This is a genomic window from Neobacillus drentensis, from assembly GCF_036962765.1.
In the GTDB taxonomy this organism is placed as follows: Bacteria; Bacillota; Bacilli; order Bacillales; family Cytobacillaceae; genus Neobacillus; species Neobacillus drentensis_C.
Genome location: NZ_JBALOS010000174.1, coordinates 4586 through 27153 on the forward strand (window position 1 = coordinate 4586; position 22568 = coordinate 27153).

Consider the following 22568-nt stretch of genomic DNA (forward strand, 5'->3'; position numbering starts at 1 on the left):
TATTAAAGGAGAATCTTCGAAATGGCAAGTGGCCCTAGGGGGCATTATTGTATGTGGGTTACCAGTTATGCTTATCTTTAAGCAAAACAATCCATTTAACCTCCCAACCATCGTTGGATATTATCTATTTATCTTTTGTACTACCTATTTAGGTTCAATAGGGGATTTTTATCTGAGATATAAATGGTGGGATTCAACCATTCATTTTTATAAAGGGATATATACTGCCTGTGTTGGAATAACATTATATAAATTAATGATTCCAGAACAAGTAAGAAAGGATACTTCAAGATGGATTATTTCTCTTTTTGTTCTTTCACTCGCCGTCTTAGCAAGTGTTCTTTGGGAAATTTATGAGTTTGTGGGAGATCTTACAATCACGCATATTATGCAACTGGGCGGAAATAAAGATACGATGTATGATTTACTTTGTGGCCTGGCTGGCGGACTTTTAGTTGCCATCTACGCCTATTTTCAGAAAAAAAAAGTTTGAGAGGTGAAATTTTGTGAATCGAAAGCTTGTCATCATTTTTAGTTTGATCTATGTTCTTTTCATGGCGGGATTAGCTGTCTACTACTATTCAAATGATGCTTCATTTAAAGGTTCAGTTGCGATTGGCGGAATTGTTTGCGGTGCTATCCCACTATTATTGGCACTATTCACCAAACTAAAATTCAATTTACCGATTGTTATTTCTTATTTAATTTTCTTAGTTGGTTCTCAATATTTAGGTTCTATCCTAGGCTGGTATGGTCTTGGTTGGTGGGACACCTTTATGCATTTGGTCAGTGGAGCGATTCTTGCTTTTGCGGGAATTGCTCTGTATGAACGATTGATCCACCGAAATGCGGGAGAAAAGATATCACCATGGTTTGTGTTCTTATTTACACTATCCTTTGCAGCACTTGGCGGGGTACTATGGGAAATTTATGAATTCAGCTCTGACCAACTCTTCAATATGACATTACAAGGCGGCGGAAATAAAGATACGATGACGGATCTAATTGCAGATACCATTGGCGGACTTGTAATTGCAGTGTGGTCAGGTATTCGAACGAAGATTAAACTAAAAAAGTCATAAATGTGGCTCGCCAAAATGGCGAGCCCATTCATTTGGAATGTATATTTTATCAGACTTAGCTTACTTTTTCGATTATTATTGGTACTCCATTAAGTACTGCATTTCCGGATATAGGATCGATCAATTGTTCATCCGTCAACAGATTGACATTAACACCATCATGCTGGCTGGCTACCCCAAGACGAGTTCCTGAAAGGTTATGTCCCCACCCATGTGGAAGACTTACCGTTCCCGGCATGATATCATCCGTGATTTCTACTGGTACTTCAATCTTACCTGTTCGTGACTTCACCAACGCCTTATCTCCTTGCAACAGTCCAAAACTTTCAGCATCACTGGAATGAATCATGAGCTTACATCTATCTTCTCCTTTTACTAGTACCGGAAGATTGTGCAGCCACGAGTTATTACTTCGTAGGTCTCTTCTTCCAACCAAGAGTATGGTATTGTCTTTTGAATCAAGTGTTTGTCGAAGTCGTTCAACATCTTTCGTTAAAATTGGGGCTGCCAATTCAATTTTTCCTGAAGGTGTTTGCAATATCTCGGGAATTCTCGGTTGAAGAGCACCTAGGTCCATTCCATGTGGATGTTTCTCTAAGATAGTTAAGCTTAGTCCATCGGGGTTCTTTCCAAAGTGTTCTCCGTAAGGCCCGACACGAAGGTAAAAATCAAGTAAACGTTCCGGCCCTTTTCTATCCATTAGCATGGCATTAATTTCCATGGCGTTCTGCTCGTAAATTGGTGAATTCGGGTTCTTTATTTCATGTTTGATCAGTTCATAAATTGCGAGTTCATCCAATTTACTAACAATGTCCCCTTCCATTTTTTCCTCACCCACCGCTTCAGCTAAATGAAGGAGAATCTGCCATTCATCTAGTTGTTCTGCTGGAAGGTCAAAAACAGGTTTTGAATAGTGTGCAATATTTCGGATAGCTAGGTTGTAAAAGGTAATATCATAGTGTGAACGTTCTAATGGTGAAGGAACTGGAAGAAGTACATTGGCATAGCGAGATGTTTCATTTAGATAACAATCAATACTGACCATAAAATCAACCTTTTCAAGAGCAGATTGTAAGTGTTTACTATTTGGTGCTGAAAGTGCTGGGTTTCCTGCTATGGAAACTAATGCTTTAATTTGTCCTTCACCAGGGGTTTCCATTTCTTCTGCTAGGCAGGCTACGGGAATCTCCCCCAATACCTCAGGAATCTTTCTAACTCTACTTTGAAAACGGTTGTGTCTTAGCGAGCGAACTCTTTTGGAAGATGCACGCCTCGTGGCTGGGTTAGGAAACATCACACCGCCCGGGTGGTCCAAATTCCCTGTTAGAACATTTACCACATCCACAAGCCAGCTGTTCATTGTGCCAAAAGGTTGTGTACATGTGCCCATTCTTCCGTAAGCAATCGCTTGAGGTGAACTAGCAAGTTCACGTGCTATACGACGAATGGTGTCTTCTGGAATTCCGCATTTAACGGAAACAATTTCAGGTGCAAAATCCTCAGAAAGGTTTTTAATTTCATCAAGCCCGTTTATATAATCAACCAATTTCCCAAGGTTAACCAAACCTTCTTCGAAAAGGGTATAAATAAGTCCGAATAGAAACAAAGCGTCTGTCCCAGGACGAATAAAATAATGCTCATCGGCTTGCTTTGCTGTAATAGTACGAACCGGGTCAATGACCACTAACTTCCCGCCACGTTCCTTTAGAGCCTTCAAACGTTCTCTCATATTAGGTGCAGTCATTAAGCTTCCATTGGACGCAAGGGGATTGGCACCAATCATCAACAGATAGTTTGTATGATCAATATCTGGAATTGGTAGATTGGCATCACTACCAAACATGATTTCAGATGAAAGTTGTTTTGGGATCTGATCTAGAGTACTGGCCGAAAAGATGCTCCGGCTTCCTAATGCACGTAAAAAGTTTGGAACATATAACATGCTTCCTAAATTGTGAACACTCGGGTTTCCTAAATAAACAGCGACTGCATTCTTACCATACTCCTCGATAGCTGAACGAAGCCCTCTTCTTACTTCAGAGAAGGCATCTTCCCAGGAAACTTCTTGCCATTTCTCCCCATTACGAATCATCGGTTTTAGAACCCGGTCAGGGTCTGAGTGGAGTTCCTTTACACTATATCCTTTTGGACATAAATAACCTTTGCTAAACGGATCAAGTTTATCTCCCTTAATATGGACAACCTTTTCTTCTTGTGTATGAATTTCTAACCCACAGGTCGCTTCACACAATGGACATGTCCGATAACTTATTTTAGTAGGTTTACCGATTGATTTTTCGCTTTTCTCCAAAAGACCACTTCTCCTCCCACCTAATGGCTTTCATTTTATATCGACTCCTTTTTCTGTTTTAAAACATCATTACATACTAACCAGTTAGTATAATGATATCATAAAAACTAAATTCATACTATTCGAATTTCAACTTGAAATATTGCTTGTAGAAAAAGTAAAAAAGCAGTCTAAAATCACTAGTGAATTTTAGAACTGCTTTTTTATTCCAATAATGATGAAATTAAACTGTTACTGCTACAAAAAACTCATCATAAAGTGCCTGAACTGCTCTTTTTTCGTCTACTTCTTTTACCCCAAACATCATACTCACTTCAGATGAACCTTGGTTTATCATTTCAATATTAATATGTGCTTTCGCCAGTGCTTTGGAGGCCCTTGCCATTGTTCCTACATTGTGGCGCATGCCCTCGCCAACCACCATGATAAGTGCAAGACTATGTTCAATTTTCACTTGATCGACTTGCAGCTCTGTTTCAATCCGTGCTTTAATCGCTTTCTCCATTTCTGTATCCATTTGATTTTCACGAAGGATAACAGAAACATCATCAATTCCTGAAGGCGTATGTTCATAGGATAAACCGAAGTCTTCTAAAATACCTAAAAGCTTGCGTCCAAATCCTATCTCACGATTCATTAAGTATTTGCTCACATAAATACTACAAAATCCTTGATCACTTGCAATTCCAATCACAGGTCCATTCGTATTGTCGCGCTCATAAACAATCCTCGTTCCTGGTGCACTTGGATTATTTGTATTTTTGATTTGAACAGGAATTCCTGCTTTGAATGCCGGAACAAGCGCTTCATCATGTAATACGGTGAATCCCGCATAGGAAAGTTCACGCATTTCCCGATAGGTTAATTCCTTTATTTCTTTAGGTTTTTTTACGATATATGGGTTTACAGAATACACGGCATCAACATCGGTGAAGTTCTCATAAAGGTCTGCTTTAAGGGCATTAGCTAGGATCGATCCTGTAATGTCTGAACCGCTTCGCGAAAAGGTAAATACCTCGCCTTGTTTGCTGTATCCAAAAAAGCCTGGAAAAATTAGAACCCCTGGTCGTTCGTGCAGCGAGTATAACTGACTGTATGCCTCCGGCAGAACTTGGGCATTACCCGGCTCATCACTGACAAGCAGTCCTGCTTCTTTAGGGTTTATGTAATGTGCTTCTACTCCCTGCTTACGAAAATAGGCTGCGACCAATTTGGCGTGATTATCCTCACCGCTGGCTTTTAATAAATCCAGAAAGCGATCAGGTTTTGTTTTATCTGCACTCAATCTCTCTGCTAAATCTTCTTGAATTTCAATAATAATCTCATGTGACAATAATAATTCTTCGGCGATAGAGCAGTATCTTTCAAGAACAGCTTCAAATTTTTCCCTAGGATCTTGGTTTTGGAGACAAAGTTCTCCACATTCAATCAATAAATCCGTTACCTTAGGATCCTCTGCAAACCGTTTCCCTGGTGCTGAAACGACAACGACTCTTCTCTCGGGATCTGAAACAACAATCTTAAATACCTTTTCAATTTGTTTTCCTGATGCTAGCGAGGACCCGCCAAACTTTACGACCTTCATCCCTACATCTCCCTAATCCTAAAAATATAATCTTAATTTTAAACATATTCAGAAAATAATCAAGTTTTTTCTATTTGACAAGGACATTTGTGCGCCTAAAACGGACAAGTCGATTAAATTATCCTCGGAATTAGCGAATGAGTTCAATAAAATGGGCAAGAATCTTTGCTGTTAGTCCCCAAATAACTTTTCCATTATAGCGGTAGAAATATTCCTCAATTCCTCTTGCCCGCCAATTATAATTTTCTCCTCCAATGATTAAATCAAAAGGAAAGTTTTCCTCTGGCTCTGCCCTAAATTCAATCTGATAAATTTCAGGGTCGTTCTTAATAAAAAATGAAAGTGGGACAGTGAAAATCTCATCAACCTCTGAAGGGTTAGGCACGATTTTTTGGGGATTAATTAAATAGCCGACATAAGGAAAAATCATCATTCCAAAAGGTGAAATCATATAATCCAATGGATAAACATCTGTGATTTGCTCTTGGTTAATGCCTAATTCCTCAATCGTTTCTCGAATCGCTGCATCTTTTTCATCACTATCCTGTGCATCAATCCTCCCACCAGGGAAACAAATCTCTCCGGGCTGCCTTCTTAATTTAAGGGAGCGAACTTCCAATAATACGTGTATTCCGTCCTCTTTTTCAATTAGTGGGACCATAACAGCAAATTTTGAAAACCTTTCACTGCCAAGGATCTTTGGTATATGACTTTTTAATTTCGATAAAATTGGGTCTAGCTCCATGACTTCACCTCCGTTTAATTTCAAATAACTTACTACTACCATACCATTTTTTATCTGTAGTTTTAAAAAAACAATCCAACTAGTTTGTTGGATTGTAAAAGAAATAATGTTATTCTTTTTTCTCATACCATGAATACATATAGTTCACATCTTCAATCTTATGTGCGTTTTTTACAATTTTGAGAGGATGGAAGGTATCAATCATAACGGCCAGTTCAAGTGTTTCCTTTTTTCCAATACTCGCTTCCGTTTTGCCCGGATGAGGACCATGCGGAATTCCGCCTGGATGGAGGGTAATGGAGCCTTCCTGCACCCCTTTACGGCTCATGAAATTGCCTTCTACATAATAGAGAAGCTCATCGCTGTTAACATTGCTATGATAATAAGGTGCAGGGATTGATTCGGGATGATAGTCATAAAGCCGGGGTACAAATGAACAGACAACAAAATTATTCCCTTCAAAAGTTTGATGGACTGGCGGCGGCTGATGGACTCTTCCAGTGATTGGTTCAAAATCTTCGATATTAAAGGCCCATGGATATAAATATCCATCCCAGCCCACTACATCAAGCGGATGATGTCCTAAGATATGCGAGGATATTTTCCCCCTCGATTTAGTTAAAACCTCAAATTCACCCTTTTCATCGAATGTCGACAATTCTTCCGGTCCACGCAGGTCTCTTTCACAAAATGGGCTATGTTCTAAAAGTTGACCATATTCATTTCGGTACCGTCTTGGTGTTGTGATTTGGCTGAAGGATTCAACAACCAGCATTTTTGTCTCTTCATTTTCGTTTGGGATGACACGGTATATGGTCCCTATCGGAATATTAAGATAATCACCCGGCTTATATGAAAGGGTCCCGAACATCGTTTCTAGCCTTCCAGACCCGTAGTGAACATAAAGCAATTCATCGCCATCACCATTCCGATAAAAACTCGTCATTGGAACTGTTACATGGGCTGTTCCAATTAATAAATCCTGATTTCCTAAAATATATTCCCTAGCCTTTAGCGCGTCCCCTTTTGTTGGCACTTTACCTGTGAAAAAATGGCGGTGTTTAAGCGGCTGCTGATCTTCATATTCTGGCAAATAATCATCCACTAATTCCGCTTTCACCACTTCAGTTGGCATATAATGATGATACAAAATCGATTGCGTTCCTGAAAATCCCCTTGTCCCCATAACCTGCTCTCTAAAAAGGCTTCCATCTGCTTTTTTAAACATGGTATGACGTTTGTGAGGTATACTCCCCATTTGGCGGTAATACATTATTTCACCTCTCTTCAGCAATTATTTCATTGTGTAACACACCAAGGAGATCAATCTCCAATTCTACTTGATCACCAGGCACTAGCCAGCGATGCACCTGTTCTCCAAGCTCAAGAATACAACCTGTGCCTACTGTTCCTGAACCAATCAATTCGCCAGGGTATAAGGTAACACCTGCAGACGCCCTTTCGATCATCTCAGCAAAGGAATAATAAAGGTCTTTCATATTCCCTTTTGATAGATGGCACCCGTTTACCATTGCTTTCATGGATAGATTAAAACCTTTTCCAGATTTATATGGTTCTAACTCATCTTTTGTGACGATCCATGGTCCAATTGAGGTTGAAAAATCCTTTCCCTTGGCAGGACCAAGTCCAACCTTCATTTCCTTCCTTTGCAGATCTCTTGCGCTCCAATCATTTAAAATACAATAGCCAAAAATATGTTCATCCGCATTTTCTGCAGAAATATTTCTCCCCTCTTTACCAATGATACAGGCCATTTCAAGTTCGTAATCAAGCCAGTTGCACTCCTTCGGCTTGATAATTCCTTCTCCTGGTCCTTTAATGGCAAGATGATTGGAGAAATAAAAGACAGGAATTTCATACCATTCTGCAATCATTTTAAGACCCCTATTTTCCCTTGCCTGTTTCACATGCTGCTCAAATGCATAAAAATCACGAAAACTTTTGGGGATAGGCAGTGGTGCCTTTAAACGAAGTTCACTTAATGGGTAAACGCCTTTTTGTTCTCTGGTGAATTGGAACCTTGCCATCCTTTTTAAATTTGCGTCACTATTTTCTAGGAAGTTTAATAGATTATCAGGCAGCAGTCCACTTGATGCTTCATGCATATCAACTGCGTGATCATGGTCTAATAACCACCCCGATCGGATTGTCCCATCCTGTTTTTCAAACGTTATGAATTTCACGACACTCACCTTTTCTAGGTTTTTCTCTCCATTTCAAACGTTTTGGCTAATGGGTCTGTAAAAATGTTTCCAGCCATTCTCCCAATAGGTTTAAGTTTCGCAGAATCAATGCGACCCTTATCAAACAGGTCATCGTTTACATGAACATGAACCACTTTTCCAATTACTAAGCTTCCTGCCCCAGGCGTATCACCAAAATGCATTACCTGTTCTAGTTCACATTCTAGGTGGACGAGTGATTCTTTGATCCGAGGTACATTGACCTTGATACTTGGTTCTTTCGTTAAACCCACTTCAACAATTTCATCGATATCCGGACTGAATTCGACCGCACAGTCATTCATTTGTTCTGCGATACTGTTACTCACAATATTAATAACAAATTGACCTGTGCTTTCAATATTTAAAAGCGTATCTTTTTTAGCCCCATCAGTTCCCCTTCTCATTGGTGAGAAACAAATGAGCATCGGGTCTGCACAAATCGCCGTGAAAAAACTAAATGGTGCTGCATTAGCTGTCCCCTTCTCGTCAATTGTTGAAACAAAGGCAATGGGACGGGGAAGAATCGATCCAACTAATAATTTATAAGCTTCTCTCCATTCCAGTGTTTTCGGAGAGATTTCCATGATATTTCACCTCACATAATTTTGCTTTAAAAAAGGCTGTGTTAAACATGCATGTTGATTTCCGCTTCAGGCTCTCCAATCAACACGGCTTAGAATAACAACAAAAACCTTTAACATAGCCTTAAAAAAGGGAGAAATCACTCTCCCTCAACCCGATCGATTTTTTGCCCCTTTAAACCCTTACTATCTATTTTTATAAATTTCCTCGTCTTTCCTGCTCCCGTTCAATTGATTCAAATAAAGCCTTAAAATTTCCTTCTCCAAATCCGCGTGCACCTTTTCGTTGAATGATTTCAACAAATAAGGTTGGACGGTCAACAATTGGTTTGCTGAAAATTTGCAGTAAATATCCTTCATCATCTCTGTCTACTAAAATATTTAGTTCACGCAGCTTTTCAATTTCTTCATCAATCTTCCCAATCCGTTCTCCCAAGGATTCATAATAAGTATCTGGAGTTTTAAGGAACTCAACCCCATTTTGCTTTAAGATGGCTACCGTTGAAACAATATCCTCTGTTAAAATTGCCAAATGCTGTACACCAGGACCATTATAGAATTCAAGATATTCCTGAATTTGTGATTTGCGTTTTCCTACCGCTGGTTCGTTGATTGGAAACTTGATCCGTCCTCCGTTATGCATGACCTTTGACATAAGAGCGGAGTATTCCGTTGTTATGTCCTTATCGGAGAAATGTTTCATTTCTTTAAAGCCCATTACCTTGGCATAATATTCTACCCATTCCTCCATTCTCTCTACGTTACCGACCACATGGTCAATCCCAATTAAACCCGTATCTTTTACCGGTAATCGAGCAGTGAATGGTTCAAATCCAGGTAAGAATGCACCATGATAATTCTTTCGTTCTATTAACGTATGGATGGTGTCCCCATATGTACCAAGAACGGCTTTTTTTATCACTCCCGATTCATCCTTCATTTCAAAAGGGGCAGTAATCGCTATCGCACCGCGATTCACCGCTTCTTCAAATGCTTTCTCGACATTATCAACTACAAGTGCTATATCCTTTACACCGTCACCGTGTTTCTTAACAAATTGGGCTACTGAGCCATCTTCTGTATATGCCCCTGTAAGCACTAGACGAATATTCCTTTGCTTTAAGCAATAGGAAGCGGTATCACGATTACCTGTTTCCAGTCCAGAGTATGCTACTGGCTCAAAACCAAATGCTGTACAGAAAAAGTGGCATGCTTGTTTTGCATTCCCTGTGTAAATTTCAATATAATCTACGTCACGGACGGGAAAAAAATCATCAGCTAATTGATCTGCTCTTACTCTTTTATCTTCCATCTAGAAACCCCCATTATTTAAAAGTAATAATATTCAGAATTAATTCTAAATCAAGGCTTCTTGTCCAATCAAGAATAGGATGTAAAGCAATAACGCTTTTTCGTACTAAAGACAAGAGGAGGATTGATGTGATATTTCCCGTAAAAACAAAAAGAAACTTACCCATTACGGCAAGTTTCTAACTTAATAACTTTGGAAATAATTTTATTCGAATCATTTGGAAATAGATACTCAAAATATTTTTTCTCTTAGGAAAGAATGGCCCGATCGCTTGCCATATGTTGACCACGTATCCGTTTAAACTCCGTTAATAAACTTTCGATTGTTAACTGCTTCTTATTTTCTTCACTGACTTCTAAAATAATTTGACCCTTATCCATCATAATTAAACGATTTCCTAAATCAATGGCTTGCTGCATGTTATGGGTAACCATTAAAGTGGTCAGCTTGTATTTATCGACAATTTCTCTCGTTAAGTTTGTAATTAATTCCGCCCTTGAAGGATCAAGTGCTGCTGTATGTTCATCAAGAAGAAGGATGGATGGCTCTGTGAAGGTTGCCATTAACAAAGATAATGCTTGGCGTTCTCCCCCTGATAATAGCCCTACCTTCGCACTCAGCCGATTTTCGAGTCCTAGGTGCAATGATTCTAATACCTCACGGAAATAATCACGTCGCTTTTTTGTTACACCTTGACGGAGGGTTCTCAGTTTGTTGCGAGAGTAAGCCATCGCAAGATTTTCTTCAATAGTCATACTTGGAGCCGTTCCAGCCATGGGGTCCTGGAAGACACGTCCGATCATTTTTGAACGCTTATATTCTGACATGCTCGTTACATTTTTCCCGTTAATATGAACATCACCGACATCAGGGATTAACACACCGGAAATGATATTCATTAATGTTGATTTTCCTGCACCATTACTTCCAATTACAGTAACAAAATCACCAGGCTGAAGGGTAAGATTCACATGATCGATAGCGATTTTTTCATCCGGGGTCCCTTCATTAAATATCTTGTGAATTTCATTTAAGTGTAGCATGATTGTCCCCCTTCGCTTGAGCGCTAGCCTGGATGATATTCTTTCGCTCTGATTTTCGGCGTGCTTTCCGCTTTTTCTCTTTAGTCCCTTCAATGATTTTAGGAGCTGTAAGTGCTATAATAACAATAAGTGCAGTAATTAACTTCATATCTCCTGGATCCAAGAAATCTACACGCAAGGCTAACGTAACAACGATTCGATAAATAATAGACCCGCCAATGACAGCCAGAGTTGTACGAGCAATTGTTTTAGTACCAAAAAGGGCTTCGCCGATGATAACAGAGGCAAGACCAATGACAATCATACCAATTCCCATGCCTACATCTGCAAATCCACCTTGCTGGGCAATCAGTGCTCCTGAAAATGCTACTAATGCATTTGAAAGACCTAATCCTAACACAACTAGAAGATTGGTATTAGCAGAAAAGCTCCGAATCATCCGTTTATTATCTCCAGTCGCCCTAATGGCAAGACCAATTTCTGTCTTCAAGAATAAATCTGTCAGGCATTTAATCACAAATGTAACGATAATCATAAAAAGAAGAATTCCCCATGTTTCTGGCAGGCTATCACCAAGACCGACCATCGAAAGAATACTGTTGAAAAAAGAATCTATTCCTGTTTTTTCAAAAAATCCACTGATTTTCGTAAAAGCTGTATCTATATTCAATAAAGGGATATTAGAGCGCCCCATAATTCTCAGGTTTATTGAATAGAGTGCAATCATCATTAAAATACCGGAAAGCAAGTTGTTAATCTTTCCAAATGTATGCAGAAGGCCCGTTAAACAACCCGCTGCAAAACCTGCAAATAGTGCCATGATTGTTGCAAGAAATGGATCCGTACCATTTGCAATCATAACCGCTGAAATAGCTGCTCCAGTGACAAAACTACCATCAACCGTTAAATCTGGAAAATCCAGAATACGAAAGGAAAGATAGACGCCCAGTGCCATAATCGCGTAGATGATACCTGCTTCAAATGATCCAAATATGGCTGTAAACATTGAGATCATCCTTTCTTTAATCATTTAGTATGCGTCTTTGACGCTCACCTCTATATAATGCTTATGTATGTATCAAAGAGGCAGCCTTCAAAATGAAGGCTCCTCTTTGAAATATGTCATTTAATTACCTTCGTAGAATTCACCCAAACTGCTCCAAGCATCAATAACTGTTAAGCCTTGTGCTTCAGCCGCCTTCTTATTAATGACAAGCTTTAAGCTATTTGGAAGTTCGACTGGAATTTCAGATGCCTTTTTCTTTCCGCTTAAGATATCAGCTGCCATTAATCCAGATTGGTAGCCAAGGTCAAAATAGCTAAACCCACTCGCAGCAACCGCGCCTTTTTTCATGGAATCAAGTTCACCCACAAAAAGCGGGATTTTCTTGTTGTTTGCAACAGCAATGACTGAATCAAGTGCAGTAACAACAGTATTGTCAGTTGGAATGTAAATAGCATCCACACGGCCAATTAATGATTCTGCTGCTTGCTTCACTTCTGCTGTAGTAGAAACAGATACTTTTACAAGTTTAGCACTCTTCTCTTTGGCAATCTTTTCGACCTCATCAACCTGAACAACTGAATTTTGTTCACCAGAGTTATAAATAACTCCAATATTTTTCGCTTTTACTTCGTCTGTAATAAAGCTAATGGTTTTCTTTGTTGCTTCTGGATGGTTATCAGTAGTACCAGTAATGTTCTTCCCAGGTTTATCAAAGGCCTCAACCAAACCAGCTCCAACGGGGTCAGTCACCGATGTGAAGATAATCGGAATATCCTTTGTTGCATTCAATGCTGCTGTTGCACTTGGCGTAGCATTCGCAAAGATCAAATCGACTTTGTCCCCAACAAAATTATTTGCAATTGTCTGCGTGTTGTTCATATCTGCCTGAGCATTTTGTTCATCATAGCTTACCTTAATCCCTTTATCTTTAAGGGCCTTTTTAAAACCATCTGTCGCAGCATCTAAAGATGGATGTGGTGCAAACTGAGTAATTCCTACTTTGAACTCCTTATCTGCTCCCCCTTTTTCTGATCCACCTGCTGATTCTTTACTACTGCACCCTGCTAGCAGCATCATACCTGCTAATGCAATCGATAATACTTTTCCATTTCTCTTCATCTAGCTAAATCCCCCTTAAATAGCAAAATACCAATTTTCAAAAAATTAAATATATTAAAAATTATTCTAGTATCTTTTTGAAGGAAATGCAATAGATATGGGTAAAATATTTTTTCGCTTTAAAGCAGCATAATTGTATAGCCATTGTTTCATATCGATAACCGATTATTTACAAATAAAAATGCCTCCATTTTTATGAAGGCATTCTCAAAAATTATCATATCAAAAATATTATTTTACCAATCTCGGGTATTTTCAAGTAAAAGGTCAATTTCGATTTTTTTCACTTTATGATTATTTTTCTCAGTTGTTAGATTTGATGTTGCTTCTAGTAATTTGTCGATATCGATTAATACAGTACCCATTTCTAACCTCCTGAATGTTAGTTTGTAATTCTTTGATAAATCATTCGTTTTTCCCATCGAATTTATGGGCGTACCATTTCAATAAATCTTTAAAAAACGAGAATGGACTATTACTTAGTTGGATCATGCAGTGTTTTTCATCTTTGCTCGTTTATCACCCTGATGGAAAAAGTACTTCATCATCGGCGGTGTGACGATAGTTGTAACTAACACTACTATTATTAATACGGCAAAAAGTTCCTGGGTGATTAACTTTGTTTCTAAGCCAATCGTCGCAATAATTAACGCAACCTCGCCGCGTGAAACCATGGCAGCACCAATTCCAAGTGAATTTCCCCAAGAAAATCTTGCTAATTTAGCACCTGCGGCAGCACCGAATAACTTGGTTAAAATAGCAAGAATACTAAGACCAATTATGAGCCCAAACTGTTGAAAGATTCCATCAAAGGTTACTGACAACCCAATCGATGTAAAAAATACAGGAACAAAAATAGAATAGCTAATGGTTTCTACTTTCTTAAATATTTTCTGTTTATAATCAGTCTGACTAATGGCAACCCCGGCGATATAGGCACCAATAATTCCCGCAACACCTGATAATTCCGCAGCATAAACAAACACGAAGCAAATAATTAATGCAGCTGAGACGAGCGATTCTGTGACCTTTAATGGTGCGAATTTCCTTAATATCCACGGAACCACCTTCCAAGCAACCATTATTGCAACTGTGAAAAAGAGTACCTTTTTTATGATCATCATACTCAAATTTACTTCTCCGCCAGCCATACTCATTAGGAATGCCAAGGCAATGATTACAACGACATCATCTATGACTGCTGCACCTAATATGGTTGTCCCTGCTTTTGATTGAAGCTTATTTAACTCTTTAAGTGCTTGAACGGAAATACTTACACTTGTTGCGGATAGTAATAAACCTAAAAATAATGCTTCAATTAGTGTCAGATTCATCACGACCCCTGCAAGGGAACCTAAAATTAATGGAAAGATAATTCCACTGAATCCTACTAATGTTGCAGCCATCCATGTGCGTCTGAATTGTTGAATATTAGTCTCAATACCAGCAATAAACATTAACAAGATAACGCCAATCTGGCTTAGATCGGTTAATGTTTTCGTATCAGAAATCAGTCCCAAAACAGCCGGTCCTATAATAATACCAATTAATAACTTTCCTAAAACGGACGGCTGACCTAATTTAACGCTTATATCCCCAGCAATTTTTGAGGCAAATAAAATGATCGCTAAATCTAAAATTAAATCCATTCAATCTCCACTCCTTTTATTCAAAAAATAAAAGGGTCTGTATTTTAACAGACCCCTTTTGAAATACACAAAAAGCCTGTCAACCAAAGGACATAATAATCCCTTGGTGACAGGCTCCTCCAAAAACAACAGATATTTTATTAATACTATTATAACATCTTTTAGATGAACCTTCAATTAAAAGCATACCGAGCAAAGTATTCGCTACTAATCCCACTTTTTCATTTTCTCGATTACTTTTTCCTTAAAAGTCATAATAAAGGTTGTTTCTCCTTTAATTACTTTTTGCTTGTTCCATTCATTAAAGCTTGCAACAGTAATTAATATTAGTCCAGCAATTAATAAATAGAACCACCACGGCATATTCCCCCAGTAGGGTCTTGTTTGCAGAAATACGTTTAGTAATAAAACGCCAGCTCCCACAAAGAAATATGATTTTATTTGTAAGAACATACCTGAAATCAGCGACAACAAGGATAGTGTCCCGATGATAATAGCATCATAAATTGTGTTGCTAGCTAAACCATCTTGTATTAATAATAGGGAAACGATAATAAGAACTCCCCATTGAACAGCTTTTGTAATATCTGTATATCGACCCTTTAAACAACGTCGTATAAAAATAATAAGAATAATAAATGGAAGGACTATCACTTCCCGCTCCCATAGTGACGGAATATTTAGCTCTGCCACAAGTGAATAGTATGGTTGGAATAAATAGGCTCCGCCAAGTATCGTCATAAGGACAGAGAAACGTTCTGGAACTCTTTTTTTTTGCAATAAAAGAGAAACCGAGATTAGCACGCCTGGCAAAGCATCCCTCCAAATGTATTCATGATCAAATGTGTACATAAGAGCGAAAAACATCAATGAAACCAGTGTATATCCGTCTAGTTTTGTTTGAATAAGTTTCGGACTATATATGATTAACTTTTTATAAACGAACTGACCAACAATCGACAGAACGATCCCTAAGCCTCCAGTTAATAGCATTTTTTCCAGCCCAACTAATTCACTCTGATGTGTGAACTCAATAGTCGCAATAAAAGCTAAGATTAATGGAATAACCCCTAAAACATCCCAATTGATTTTATGCAAATAAAACAGTATCCCAAATGTATAGACAAGTGTGACAAGATATGGCAACATATCAAACGGATAGGTAATGGCAGTAAACACAATCCCAATTATGGAAAATGGAACTAAATAATAAGCTGTCCGTTTCTTAAACTCATCCTTGGCAAGTAAAGCAAATAAAAGAATAACACAACTCGTGATCGGAAACTCATAGTATCCAAAATCAAAATTGTATACTAAGTCAAACCCTGTTGAAACAATAAAGAATAAGGTTGTAAAACTGCCATAGAGAAAACCTTTCATTTTCCATTCTACCTTCGTCAATTTTGTGCTAAAAGCATATACAAACAACGCCAAGATAAAGCTGTAAACAGAGTCTTTCTGAAAAGCAAACCATGTAAATAATAGCGCTAGCGGATATATGCTGTGTCCTACCCATCCAAACGCATTTGACAAGTTCAAGTCATTTTTTCGACTGATATAGGCGATTAGAAGCGTGATCACTGCACTAATAGAAGCGATTAGTGAATTTATGGTATGACTTAAAGTAAATTTCAGCAAAATGGCTTGTATGATAGATAAATACGTGAGCAGTACAGTGATACTTACTAAATATGGAACCCACTTTGTACCAATTTTTTTATATAAATAATAATACATTCCGATTCCAACCAACATGACAAGTGGCTGAACCCATAGATGATTCATCGGATTAAACAAAGCATGGAAAATGGCAAGTGTGTAGAATGCCTGTGAGGTATATAAAGAGATTTTATCTAAATGCTTCTCCCCAGCCATTTTCCATATAAAGCTTGTTAATAAAACCAGGATTGCCCCTGTAGCAAAATTAATTCCGTACCCATATTCATTAAGATACATAGAAAAATTACTATTCAATTCTTCTCCAAAGGCGGCTATTGAAAAACCTAGTAAACTAGGAATAATCCATAAAGCGCCTTCCTTAAGAAAAATTCTTGTTTCCTTTTTATAAACTAGATAAGCAGCAGCCAAAAAGAGTAATAGCATGACACCAAGTTCCCACCATAATATCAACGAAATCGCCGTCAACATAGCAAGCCCCATGATCGACAAACCGACATCTCTAGAGGCAATCTGAATAATCTTTACATACTTTGAAAGTTGTGCTATGCCGAAAATATTAAATAGGATAAACCCCGTAATGGATAACTGCAGAGAAAAATGGATGGTATCGAATGGATCTGTTAATAATGCAATTGTTTCAAACAAGCCAGAAGCCGCAAAAACCGCGCCTAAATAAGGAAACAACACTCTTGAACCATGATGGGACAAATAAATAAAGTTTACGGCAATGATAAAATAGGCCAGCATAAGCACAATCGATGGATTCCCTGCACGCAGTAAAATCCCTTCAAGGCTTATATAAATAAAGGCTAAACCAGAAATCACAGCACTTGTATATTGGAATGCTTTATTTAATGAAAATTTATCATTCAAAGCTTTTGGAACAAATACCATTCCAAAACCGATTAATGCATAAATAATCTCTCCAAAATAATGGAGGAAGCTATGCTCAATCAATTGGTAAGCGCCATAGACAATCATGACACTAAAGATGAAATGATATTCTTTTCGACCGCTTACATACATCATCGATAAATAAATAATTGCGGTTAACAGCAGGTTGAAGCTGTATAGGACCTCATTATCGTATAAAAAAAGCATAAATAGTGTACACAAAACGAGATTTACTTGTACATAAGGAATAAATTCATTTGTAAATAATTTGAATGATTCCTTGTTCTTGAACTGATGATACACAAAAATTAAACTAGCATTGAAAACCATCATACCTAAGTAAAAGAAATCCATCTTTAAATGGAAACTAGCTAAAAGAAATGCCATTCCTATAGATATTGAAACAAAGGAAAACCAAACGAATAATCTTGAAGACAAGTTTTTTGCAAATAAATAGTAAACGATGACCGGTAGCAAACTCCCGAGCATACCGAGTAGATAACGCCCTTCACCAGATATGGATAAATATGAACCTAATAACCCAAACCATCCAAGCGAAAGAATAAAAATTGGCAAAAACAAACTTCCTAGAACACTAAATGCAAAAGCTGTCTTTTCTATTTTTAATATTTTTTTTGTTAAAAAAGCAATTCCGTAAAATAATAAAGCCACAATTGCTATCGATCCACTTTTCATAATACTTGTCATCGATTCCCAATTACTTGTTGCTACAAACAACCCTCCAATTAATAAGAAGATCACCCCAATGTTTAATAACCATGTAATATTTCTTTCCCTAATTTCTTCAGGTGTCATTGTTTTCTTTACTTTTTGAGGTTTTTGAGGTATCGAAGGATGGATCGGTACACTTGCTTCATATTCAGAAGGTTTGGCCTCCATTTCTAATAGATCCTTATGGTACTTATAATGTGCACTTGCAACCTTGTCGACGATTGCTTCAGAAAGATAACCTTCCTCGCGGAGTGTGAATAACTCTTTTCTAAAGATTTTCCGATGCTCTTCCCTAATATTTGAATCCATGAAAACCTACCCCCAAACTCACCAAAATGGTAATGGTATCAAATTTTCCTTTATTGTGTAATTTTACACTAAAATATTAATATTTTCCAATATTTTCTTTAAAAATTACGCCCCCCTTAACAATTATTTTTTAAAGAATTTACGTTTGGGTAAAATATCTGTATGATGAAAGAGGTTTTATTTAAATAGATGGAGGAAACTATGCTTACATATGATGAAAAGTTAGCGATAATAGAATCGTTCTCAGAATTGGAACGAAAAAATGTTTCTATGGGACGAGTCAATTTTCAATTCGAAGGCAGTGTCACAGATAAGAAAAACATTGTATACCACTTACACCCAAACGGAAATGGATTTGTTTATGCTGGGATGCTGGACAATTATGACACGGACGAAAAAGGGTTGGTAAATATCCGTGATTTCACCGAAGACCAACTTCGTAAGTTGTTAAAGGAAGCCATTCAATCACTCTCTCCTGTTGAGGTAACGGCTGGTGAAGAAGCCATTATTGGCGATTCAAAAGAAGAGCGCTGGGTAGATAGCGGTAATAATCTCCTCATTCTAGTGGAAGAAAATGAATCATGGAATATTTATTTTGGGTTAAACCTTGATGCAACATTCGATACCTATGAGGAAGCTAGGGAATTTTTACAAGAAGAGGGCTTTACAAGGAAGTAATTTTAAAAGGCGGTGCAGCATCTGCACCGCCTTTTCTTTATTCATATTCTTTGTCGATCCATTCATCTAGGCGAATAATACTTTGTTTGGCCCGTTCATATTCAATGGTCCGGTAATGATGCATGCCGCCTTCTTCTTCATCCTTTTCATCGGCCCATTTAACAATTTGCTGTAATGGTGTCCTCACAATATCGTTAGATGGTAAAAATGAGTCTGTATGAAATAAAATCGCAAGTGCAATTGTTTTGGCTTTGATTGGATTTTCACCAAGACGGATCAGAAGCTTATGCGCTCTTTCCGCACCTTTTATCGGATGAATGTCATTTTGCTTGTATAAATCATAATCCCATTTTCCATTTTTATACCATGTATAATGTCCCATATCATGGAGAAGCCCTGCCTTTGCAGCAATGTCAACATCCAACTGATGCTCTTTCCCTAATTGAAAGGCATGGTAGGCAACAGCAATCGCATGGGCAAGACCAGAGCGATTTAAATATTTTTGGGCAATGTGATGTTCAAATATACTCAATAAGGTAACGTCTCTCATGCGATCTCTCTCCTAACTTTTTCAAAATAATATATTTTATTTATTATATGATAACAATTGGTACATGGCTAATTTTTTATTAATATTTAGATTTAAAAAGCAGCAGGCATTCAAAAGCCTGCTGCAATCCTATACACAATAATCTTAATGCTTTGATTTCCGGTAGCCTGCTTCCTGGGCTTCTTTTTCTGAACAAAACCAGACAATATTATCAGTAGTGGATTCGTAATAACTGCCGCTAGGCACATGATAGATATGGGAATTAGCATTTCCCTTAATTTTCCCTTTACATTTCAGGTTGATTTCTTGATCATCGCTTGGGTTATTTTCATAATTATTTCCAGATGATGCGTTTGATTGAGTTCCTTTTTCATTATCTCCTTTGGCATTATCGGTATTATACCCATCCTCCTGAGCATAATTTTCAATGGACCAGATGCCAACTCCTTTTTTTTGTGCTTTCTTTTGGATCGCATAAAATTCATCAACATATTGCGTATTAGGGGCATAAATATAGGCCACTCGAGCTAAGCCCTTCTCTAGAAGCATTTCATTAAACATTTTTCCGTCCACATAAATATAAGCAAGTAATCGCCCATATTTATCTCTACCTTCGCCCAAGCCAAGTTCAATTTCGACTTTCGTCCCAACAGAGAGAATCTTCTTTGTATATTCCGCTGCTTCCGGTCCAAATGGCTGAACCCCTAACCTAGGATGATGGGTCTCTGGTGTATCCACACAAAGCATCCTTACCTTTTCTATCTTGCCATTTAAGTTAATATCAACGGTATCCCCATCGATATTTTTTACAATGGTAGTGGGCAATAATTTTTTATTACTAGGTTTCTGCTCAACTGCTTTGGACTGAGATTGTGAAGGTATTTTTGAATCACTTGGTTCATTCGTATCTATTTCTTTATTTTTGCTTACTGAGGAGGTATTTCCAATCCCTTTTTCGCTAGTAGATTCGCTTCCAGAACACCCAGACAGAATGAAAGTCATGATTACGATTACTGAAATGATAAATTGAAGAATTCTATTGTTCATAGATAGTGCTCCTTTATGTAATTTCCTAAATTATTTGAAGCAAAATAAAAAAGAGAGAAGGTAACGCTCCTTCTCTCTTTCATCATGTTACTCTTCTGTTGCCTTGTCACCTTTTGGACCTAAATATTCATAATCATTAGGGTTAATTGGGGTATATCCTTCTGGCTTATAGAACCGTAGTAAGTCTTTATAAACAATTTCATCAGACATATTTAGCTCCATATTAACTTTGCTGTCTACATCCTTACAAATTTTGTCATCTCCTAATAATTCACCTGTTGCAGAGGAGTAACATTTCTCATTAATCTGGATTGCATCGGATGAGACAAAGTCACCATTTCTAAATAAAGCCCAATTGCGGTGTTGTTTAGAAAGTAAATCGGAACCAAACTCCATATAGTCTTTCGTATCAATCCCTAATAAATGAAGAACAGTTGGACGAACATCTACTTCACCGCCAACTTGGTGTTGCACTCCACCCTTTACACCAGGCACGTGAATGAACAATGGTACGCGCTGTAATTTAGCATTGATTGCAGGAGTGATTTCGTCCACACCCATAACCTTTGCCATTGCATCATTATGGTTTTCTGAGATACCGTAATGGTCACCATACATAACAATTATAGTATTATCATACAATCCGTTAGCTTTTAAATCATTAAAGAACTGCTCAAATGCCTGATCCATATAGTTTGCGGATTGGAAATATTGGTTTACGACCGTATCCCCGTAATCCCCAGCAGGAAACACTGTATCTTGCGGATCCATTTCAAATGGGAAATGGTTAGACAATGAAATGAATTTTGTATAGAACGGCTGCTTTAAGCTTTCAAGTAATGGAATCGATTCTTTGAAGAAAGGTTTATCTTTCATTCCATAGTTTTTAGTATTTTCATCAGACATGCTGTAGTACTCAGCATCATAAAATTGATCGTAACCAAACGCTTTATAGATTACGTTTCGATTCCAGAACGTCTTATAGTTTCCATGAAACACAGCTGAACTATATCCCTGTCCTTTTAAAATAGAAGGCATAGCTTGATAAGTGTTTTGGGCTTTGTTAACAAAAACTGCCCCTTGTGCCATTGGATATAATGAATTTTCCATCAAGAACTCGGCATCCGATGTTTTCCCTTGACCAGTTTGGTGATAGAAATTATCAAAATAGAACGTATTATGATCATGTGCCAATGAATTCAAAAATGGTGTTACTTCCTGTCCGTTTGGCATCTTATAATCAATCATAAAACTTTGAAATGATTCCATCGAAATATAAATGACATTCATACCTTTAGCTTTTCCAAAGTATTTTGGATTTGGTGCCGCATAGTTTGCTTTTCGGTAGTTCTCAACATCTGTAATATCACTGCTATCAGCCAATGCTCGTTGACTTGATGATTTGATATTTTGGATGACATCATAAATTGTAAAGTTATACGCACCAAGGTATTTTACTAAATAATTCCTGTCAAAAGAACGTGACAGCAATTGTGGACGATCCTTTTCTGCTAACCCTAAATTNNTGAAAATAATAGAACAATTTTATAGGTTTTTCTGTTCGTTACCGTTACGTTCTTAAAAATAGTTAATGCTAATGCAATTAAAATAAATGTATCTGTAAAATAAAAAATATCAAATGGTGACATTAATGAAAGTGCACTGTCACCAAGTTGTCCAGCATTTGTTTTAGTTTGCATTAATACTGGCACAGTAATGAAATCATTAAAGAAACGATAGTAAGCAATATTTGCGTACAATAAGAATGATAATAGGAAATTTATTATGATCATTATCATCTTTAAATGCTTCTTAAATAGTAGTGCTAATCCAAAAAAGAACAGGGCTGAACTTAATGGATTTATTAAAAGCAAAAACTTTTGTAGGTTATTTTCAATACCTAGATTAAATTCAATTTGATAAGCAGCATAAGTTTTGATCCAAAATAATAAAACAGCCGCTGCTAAAAATGTAATATGACTATTTTTTAATGTTTTAG

Annotated in this window: 18 protein-coding genes and 1 pseudogene; 3 read left to right on the forward strand and 16 right to left on the reverse strand. The window is 37.5% G+C overall.

Features of this window, described 5'->3' with window-relative positions:
- On the forward strand, positions 1 to 493 hold a 493-nt coding region (locus tag V7137_RS20795; RefSeq protein ID WP_335699839.1), incomplete at its 5' end, for a membrane-spanning protein.
- Positions 494 to 506: 13 nt separating this feature from the next.
- The gene (locus tag V7137_RS20800) at positions 507 to 1082 is read left to right on the forward strand and encodes a hypothetical protein (protein WP_335699840.1); all 576 of its coding nucleotides are present in this window, start codon (positions 507 to 509) and stop codon (positions 1080 to 1082) included.
- Between the two features lie 55 nt (positions 1083 to 1137).
- On the opposite strand, the gene V7137_RS20805 is transcribed toward V7137_RS20800, so the two are convergent.
- From V7137_RS20805 to V7137_RS20865, 13 genes are all read right to left on the reverse strand, one after another.
- Positions 1138 to 3393 carry a molybdopterin oxidoreductase family protein gene (locus tag V7137_RS20805; protein WP_335699841.1) on the reverse strand — a complete coding sequence of 752 codons (2256 nt, stop codon included), beginning with the start codon at positions 3391 to 3393 and terminating at the stop codon, positions 1138 to 1140.
- Positions 3394 to 3616: 223 nt separating this feature from the next.
- Positions 3617 to 4978 (reverse strand): aspartate kinase, encoded by a 1362-nt coding sequence (locus V7137_RS20810; protein WP_335699842.1) that lies wholly within the window; start codon positions 4976 to 4978, stop codon positions 3617 to 3619.
- A gap of 130 nt (positions 4979 to 5108) precedes the next feature.
- Entirely contained in the window at positions 5109 to 5723 is a 615-nt protein-coding gene (locus V7137_RS20815) for an NUDIX hydrolase (protein ID WP_335699843.1), read from the reverse strand.
- Positions 5724 to 5832: 109 nt separating this feature from the next.
- Positions 5833 to 6996, reverse strand: coding sequence for a homogentisate 1,2-dioxygenase (locus V7137_RS20820; RefSeq protein WP_335699844.1), 1164 nt, complete (start codon positions 6994 to 6996; stop codon positions 5833 to 5835).
- Between the two features lie 4 nt (positions 6997 to 7000).
- Positions 7001 to 7927 (reverse strand): fumarylacetoacetate hydrolase family protein, encoded by a 927-nt coding sequence (locus V7137_RS20825; RefSeq protein WP_335699845.1) that lies wholly within the window; start codon positions 7925 to 7927, stop codon positions 7001 to 7003.
- A gap of 14 nt (positions 7928 to 7941) precedes the next feature.
- Positions 7942 to 8553, reverse strand: a complete 612-nt coding sequence (locus V7137_RS20830; RefSeq protein ID WP_335699846.1) for a flavin reductase family protein — start codon at positions 8551 to 8553, stop codon at positions 7942 to 7944.
- A 193-nt stretch (positions 8554 to 8746) separates the two neighbouring features.
- Positions 8747 to 9862 (reverse strand): 4-hydroxyphenylpyruvate dioxygenase, encoded by a 1116-nt coding sequence (hppD, locus tag V7137_RS20835; RefSeq protein ID WP_335699847.1) that lies wholly within the window; start codon positions 9860 to 9862, stop codon positions 8747 to 8749.
- A gap of 248 nt (positions 9863 to 10110) precedes the next feature.
- The gene (locus V7137_RS20840; RefSeq protein ID WP_335699848.1) at positions 10111 to 10905 is read right to left on the reverse strand and encodes an ABC transporter ATP-binding protein; all 795 of its coding nucleotides are present in this window, start codon (positions 10903 to 10905) and stop codon (positions 10111 to 10113) included.
- Positions 10889 to 11911: an ABC transporter permease gene (locus V7137_RS20845; protein ID WP_335699849.1), complete on the reverse strand. Its 1023-nt coding sequence runs from the start codon at positions 11909 to 11911 to the stop codon at positions 10889 to 10891. Before V7137_RS20845 ends, V7137_RS20840 begins: the two co-directional genes overlap by 17 nt.
- 120 nt (positions 11912 to 12031) lie before the next feature.
- A complete protein-coding gene (locus V7137_RS20850; protein WP_335699850.1) occupies positions 12032 to 13030 on the reverse strand; it encodes an ABC transporter substrate-binding protein in 999 nt (332 codons plus the stop codon).
- A gap of 236 nt (positions 13031 to 13266) precedes the next feature.
- On the reverse strand, positions 13267 to 13395 hold the full coding sequence (locus V7137_RS20855; RefSeq protein WP_335699851.1) for a hypothetical protein: 129 nt from the start codon (positions 13393 to 13395) through the stop codon (positions 13267 to 13269).
- A 123-nt stretch (positions 13396 to 13518) separates the two neighbouring features.
- Positions 13519 to 14679 carry a cation:proton antiporter gene (locus tag V7137_RS20860; RefSeq protein ID WP_335699852.1) on the reverse strand — a complete coding sequence of 387 codons (1161 nt, stop codon included), beginning with the start codon at positions 14677 to 14679 and terminating at the stop codon, positions 13519 to 13521.
- A gap of 207 nt (positions 14680 to 14886) precedes the next feature.
- Positions 14887 to 18294, reverse strand: a complete 3408-nt coding sequence (locus tag V7137_RS20865; RefSeq protein ID WP_335699853.1) for a hypothetical protein — start codon at positions 18292 to 18294, stop codon at positions 14887 to 14889.
- Between the two features lie 201 nt (positions 18295 to 18495).
- On the opposite strand from V7137_RS20865, the gene V7137_RS20870 reads away from it, so the two are divergent.
- A complete protein-coding gene (locus V7137_RS20870; RefSeq protein WP_335699854.1) occupies positions 18496 to 18972 on the forward strand; it encodes a hypothetical protein in 477 nt (158 codons plus the stop codon).
- A 37-nt stretch (positions 18973 to 19009) separates the two neighbouring features.
- On the opposite strand, the gene V7137_RS20875 is transcribed toward V7137_RS20870, so the two are convergent.
- The 3 genes and pseudogenes from V7137_RS20875 to V7137_RS20885 form a co-directional block, all read right to left on the reverse strand.
- On the reverse strand, positions 19010 to 19522 hold the full coding sequence (locus V7137_RS20875) for an HD domain-containing protein (protein ID WP_335699855.1): 513 nt from the start codon (positions 19520 to 19522) through the stop codon (positions 19010 to 19012).
- A gap of 144 nt (positions 19523 to 19666) precedes the next feature.
- Complete coding sequence (locus V7137_RS20880) at positions 19667 to 20569, reverse strand: thermonuclease family protein (RefSeq protein ID WP_335699856.1); 903 nt, start codon at positions 20567 to 20569, stop codon at positions 19667 to 19669.
- 87 nt (positions 20570 to 20656) lie between these two features.
- A pseudogene (locus V7137_RS20885) lies at positions 20657 to 22545 on the reverse strand (LTA synthase family protein).
- Between the last annotated feature and the right edge of the window lie 23 nt (positions 22546 to 22568).

Coding starts and splice junctions, on each gene's coding strand:
- V7137_RS20810 (WP_335699842.1), bottom strand. CDS start 4,978: ATGAAGGTCGTAAAGTTTGGCGGGTCCTCGCTAGCATCAGGAAAACAA.
- V7137_RS20815 (WP_335699843.1), bottom strand. CDS start 5,723: ATGGAGCTAGACCCAATTTTATCGAAATTAAAAAGTCATATACCAAAG.
- V7137_RS20820 (WP_335699844.1), bottom strand. CDS start 6,996: ATGTATTACCGCCAAATGGGGAGTATACCTCACAAACGTCATACCATG.
- V7137_RS20830 (WP_335699846.1), bottom strand. CDS start 8,553: ATGGAAATCTCTCCGAAAACACTGGAATGGAGAGAAGCTTATAAATTA.
- hppD (WP_335699847.1), bottom strand. CDS start 9,862: ATGGAAGATAAAAGAGTAAGAGCAGATCAATTAGCTGATGATTTTTTT.
- V7137_RS20840 (WP_335699848.1), bottom strand. CDS start 10,905: ATGCTACACTTAAATGAAATTCACAAGATATTTAATGAAGGGACCCCG.
- V7137_RS20845 (WP_335699849.1), bottom strand. CDS start 11,911: ATGTTTACAGCCATATTTGGATCATTTGAAGCAGGTATCATCTACGCG.
- V7137_RS20850 (WP_335699850.1), bottom strand. CDS start 13,030: ATGAAGAGAAATGGAAAAGTATTATCGATTGCATTAGCAGGTATGATG.
- V7137_RS20855 (WP_335699851.1), bottom strand. CDS start 13,395: ATGGGTACTGTATTAATCGATATCGACAAATTACTAGAAGCAACATCA.
- V7137_RS20860 (WP_335699852.1), bottom strand. CDS start 14,679: ATGGATTTAATTTTAGATTTAGCGATCATTTTATTTGCCTCAAAAATT.
- V7137_RS20865 (WP_335699853.1), bottom strand. CDS start 18,294: ATGGATTCAAATATTAGGGAAGAGCATCGGAAAATCTTTAGAAAAGAG.
- V7137_RS20870 (WP_335699854.1), top strand. CDS start 18,496: ATGCTTACATATGATGAAAAGTTAGCGATAATAGAATCGTTCTCAGAA.
- V7137_RS20875 (WP_335699855.1), bottom strand. CDS start 19,522: ATGAGAGACGTTACCTTATTGAGTATATTTGAACATCACATTGCCCAA.
- V7137_RS20880 (WP_335699856.1), bottom strand. CDS start 20,569: ATGAACAATAGAATTCTTCAATTTATCATTTCAGTAATCGTAATCATG.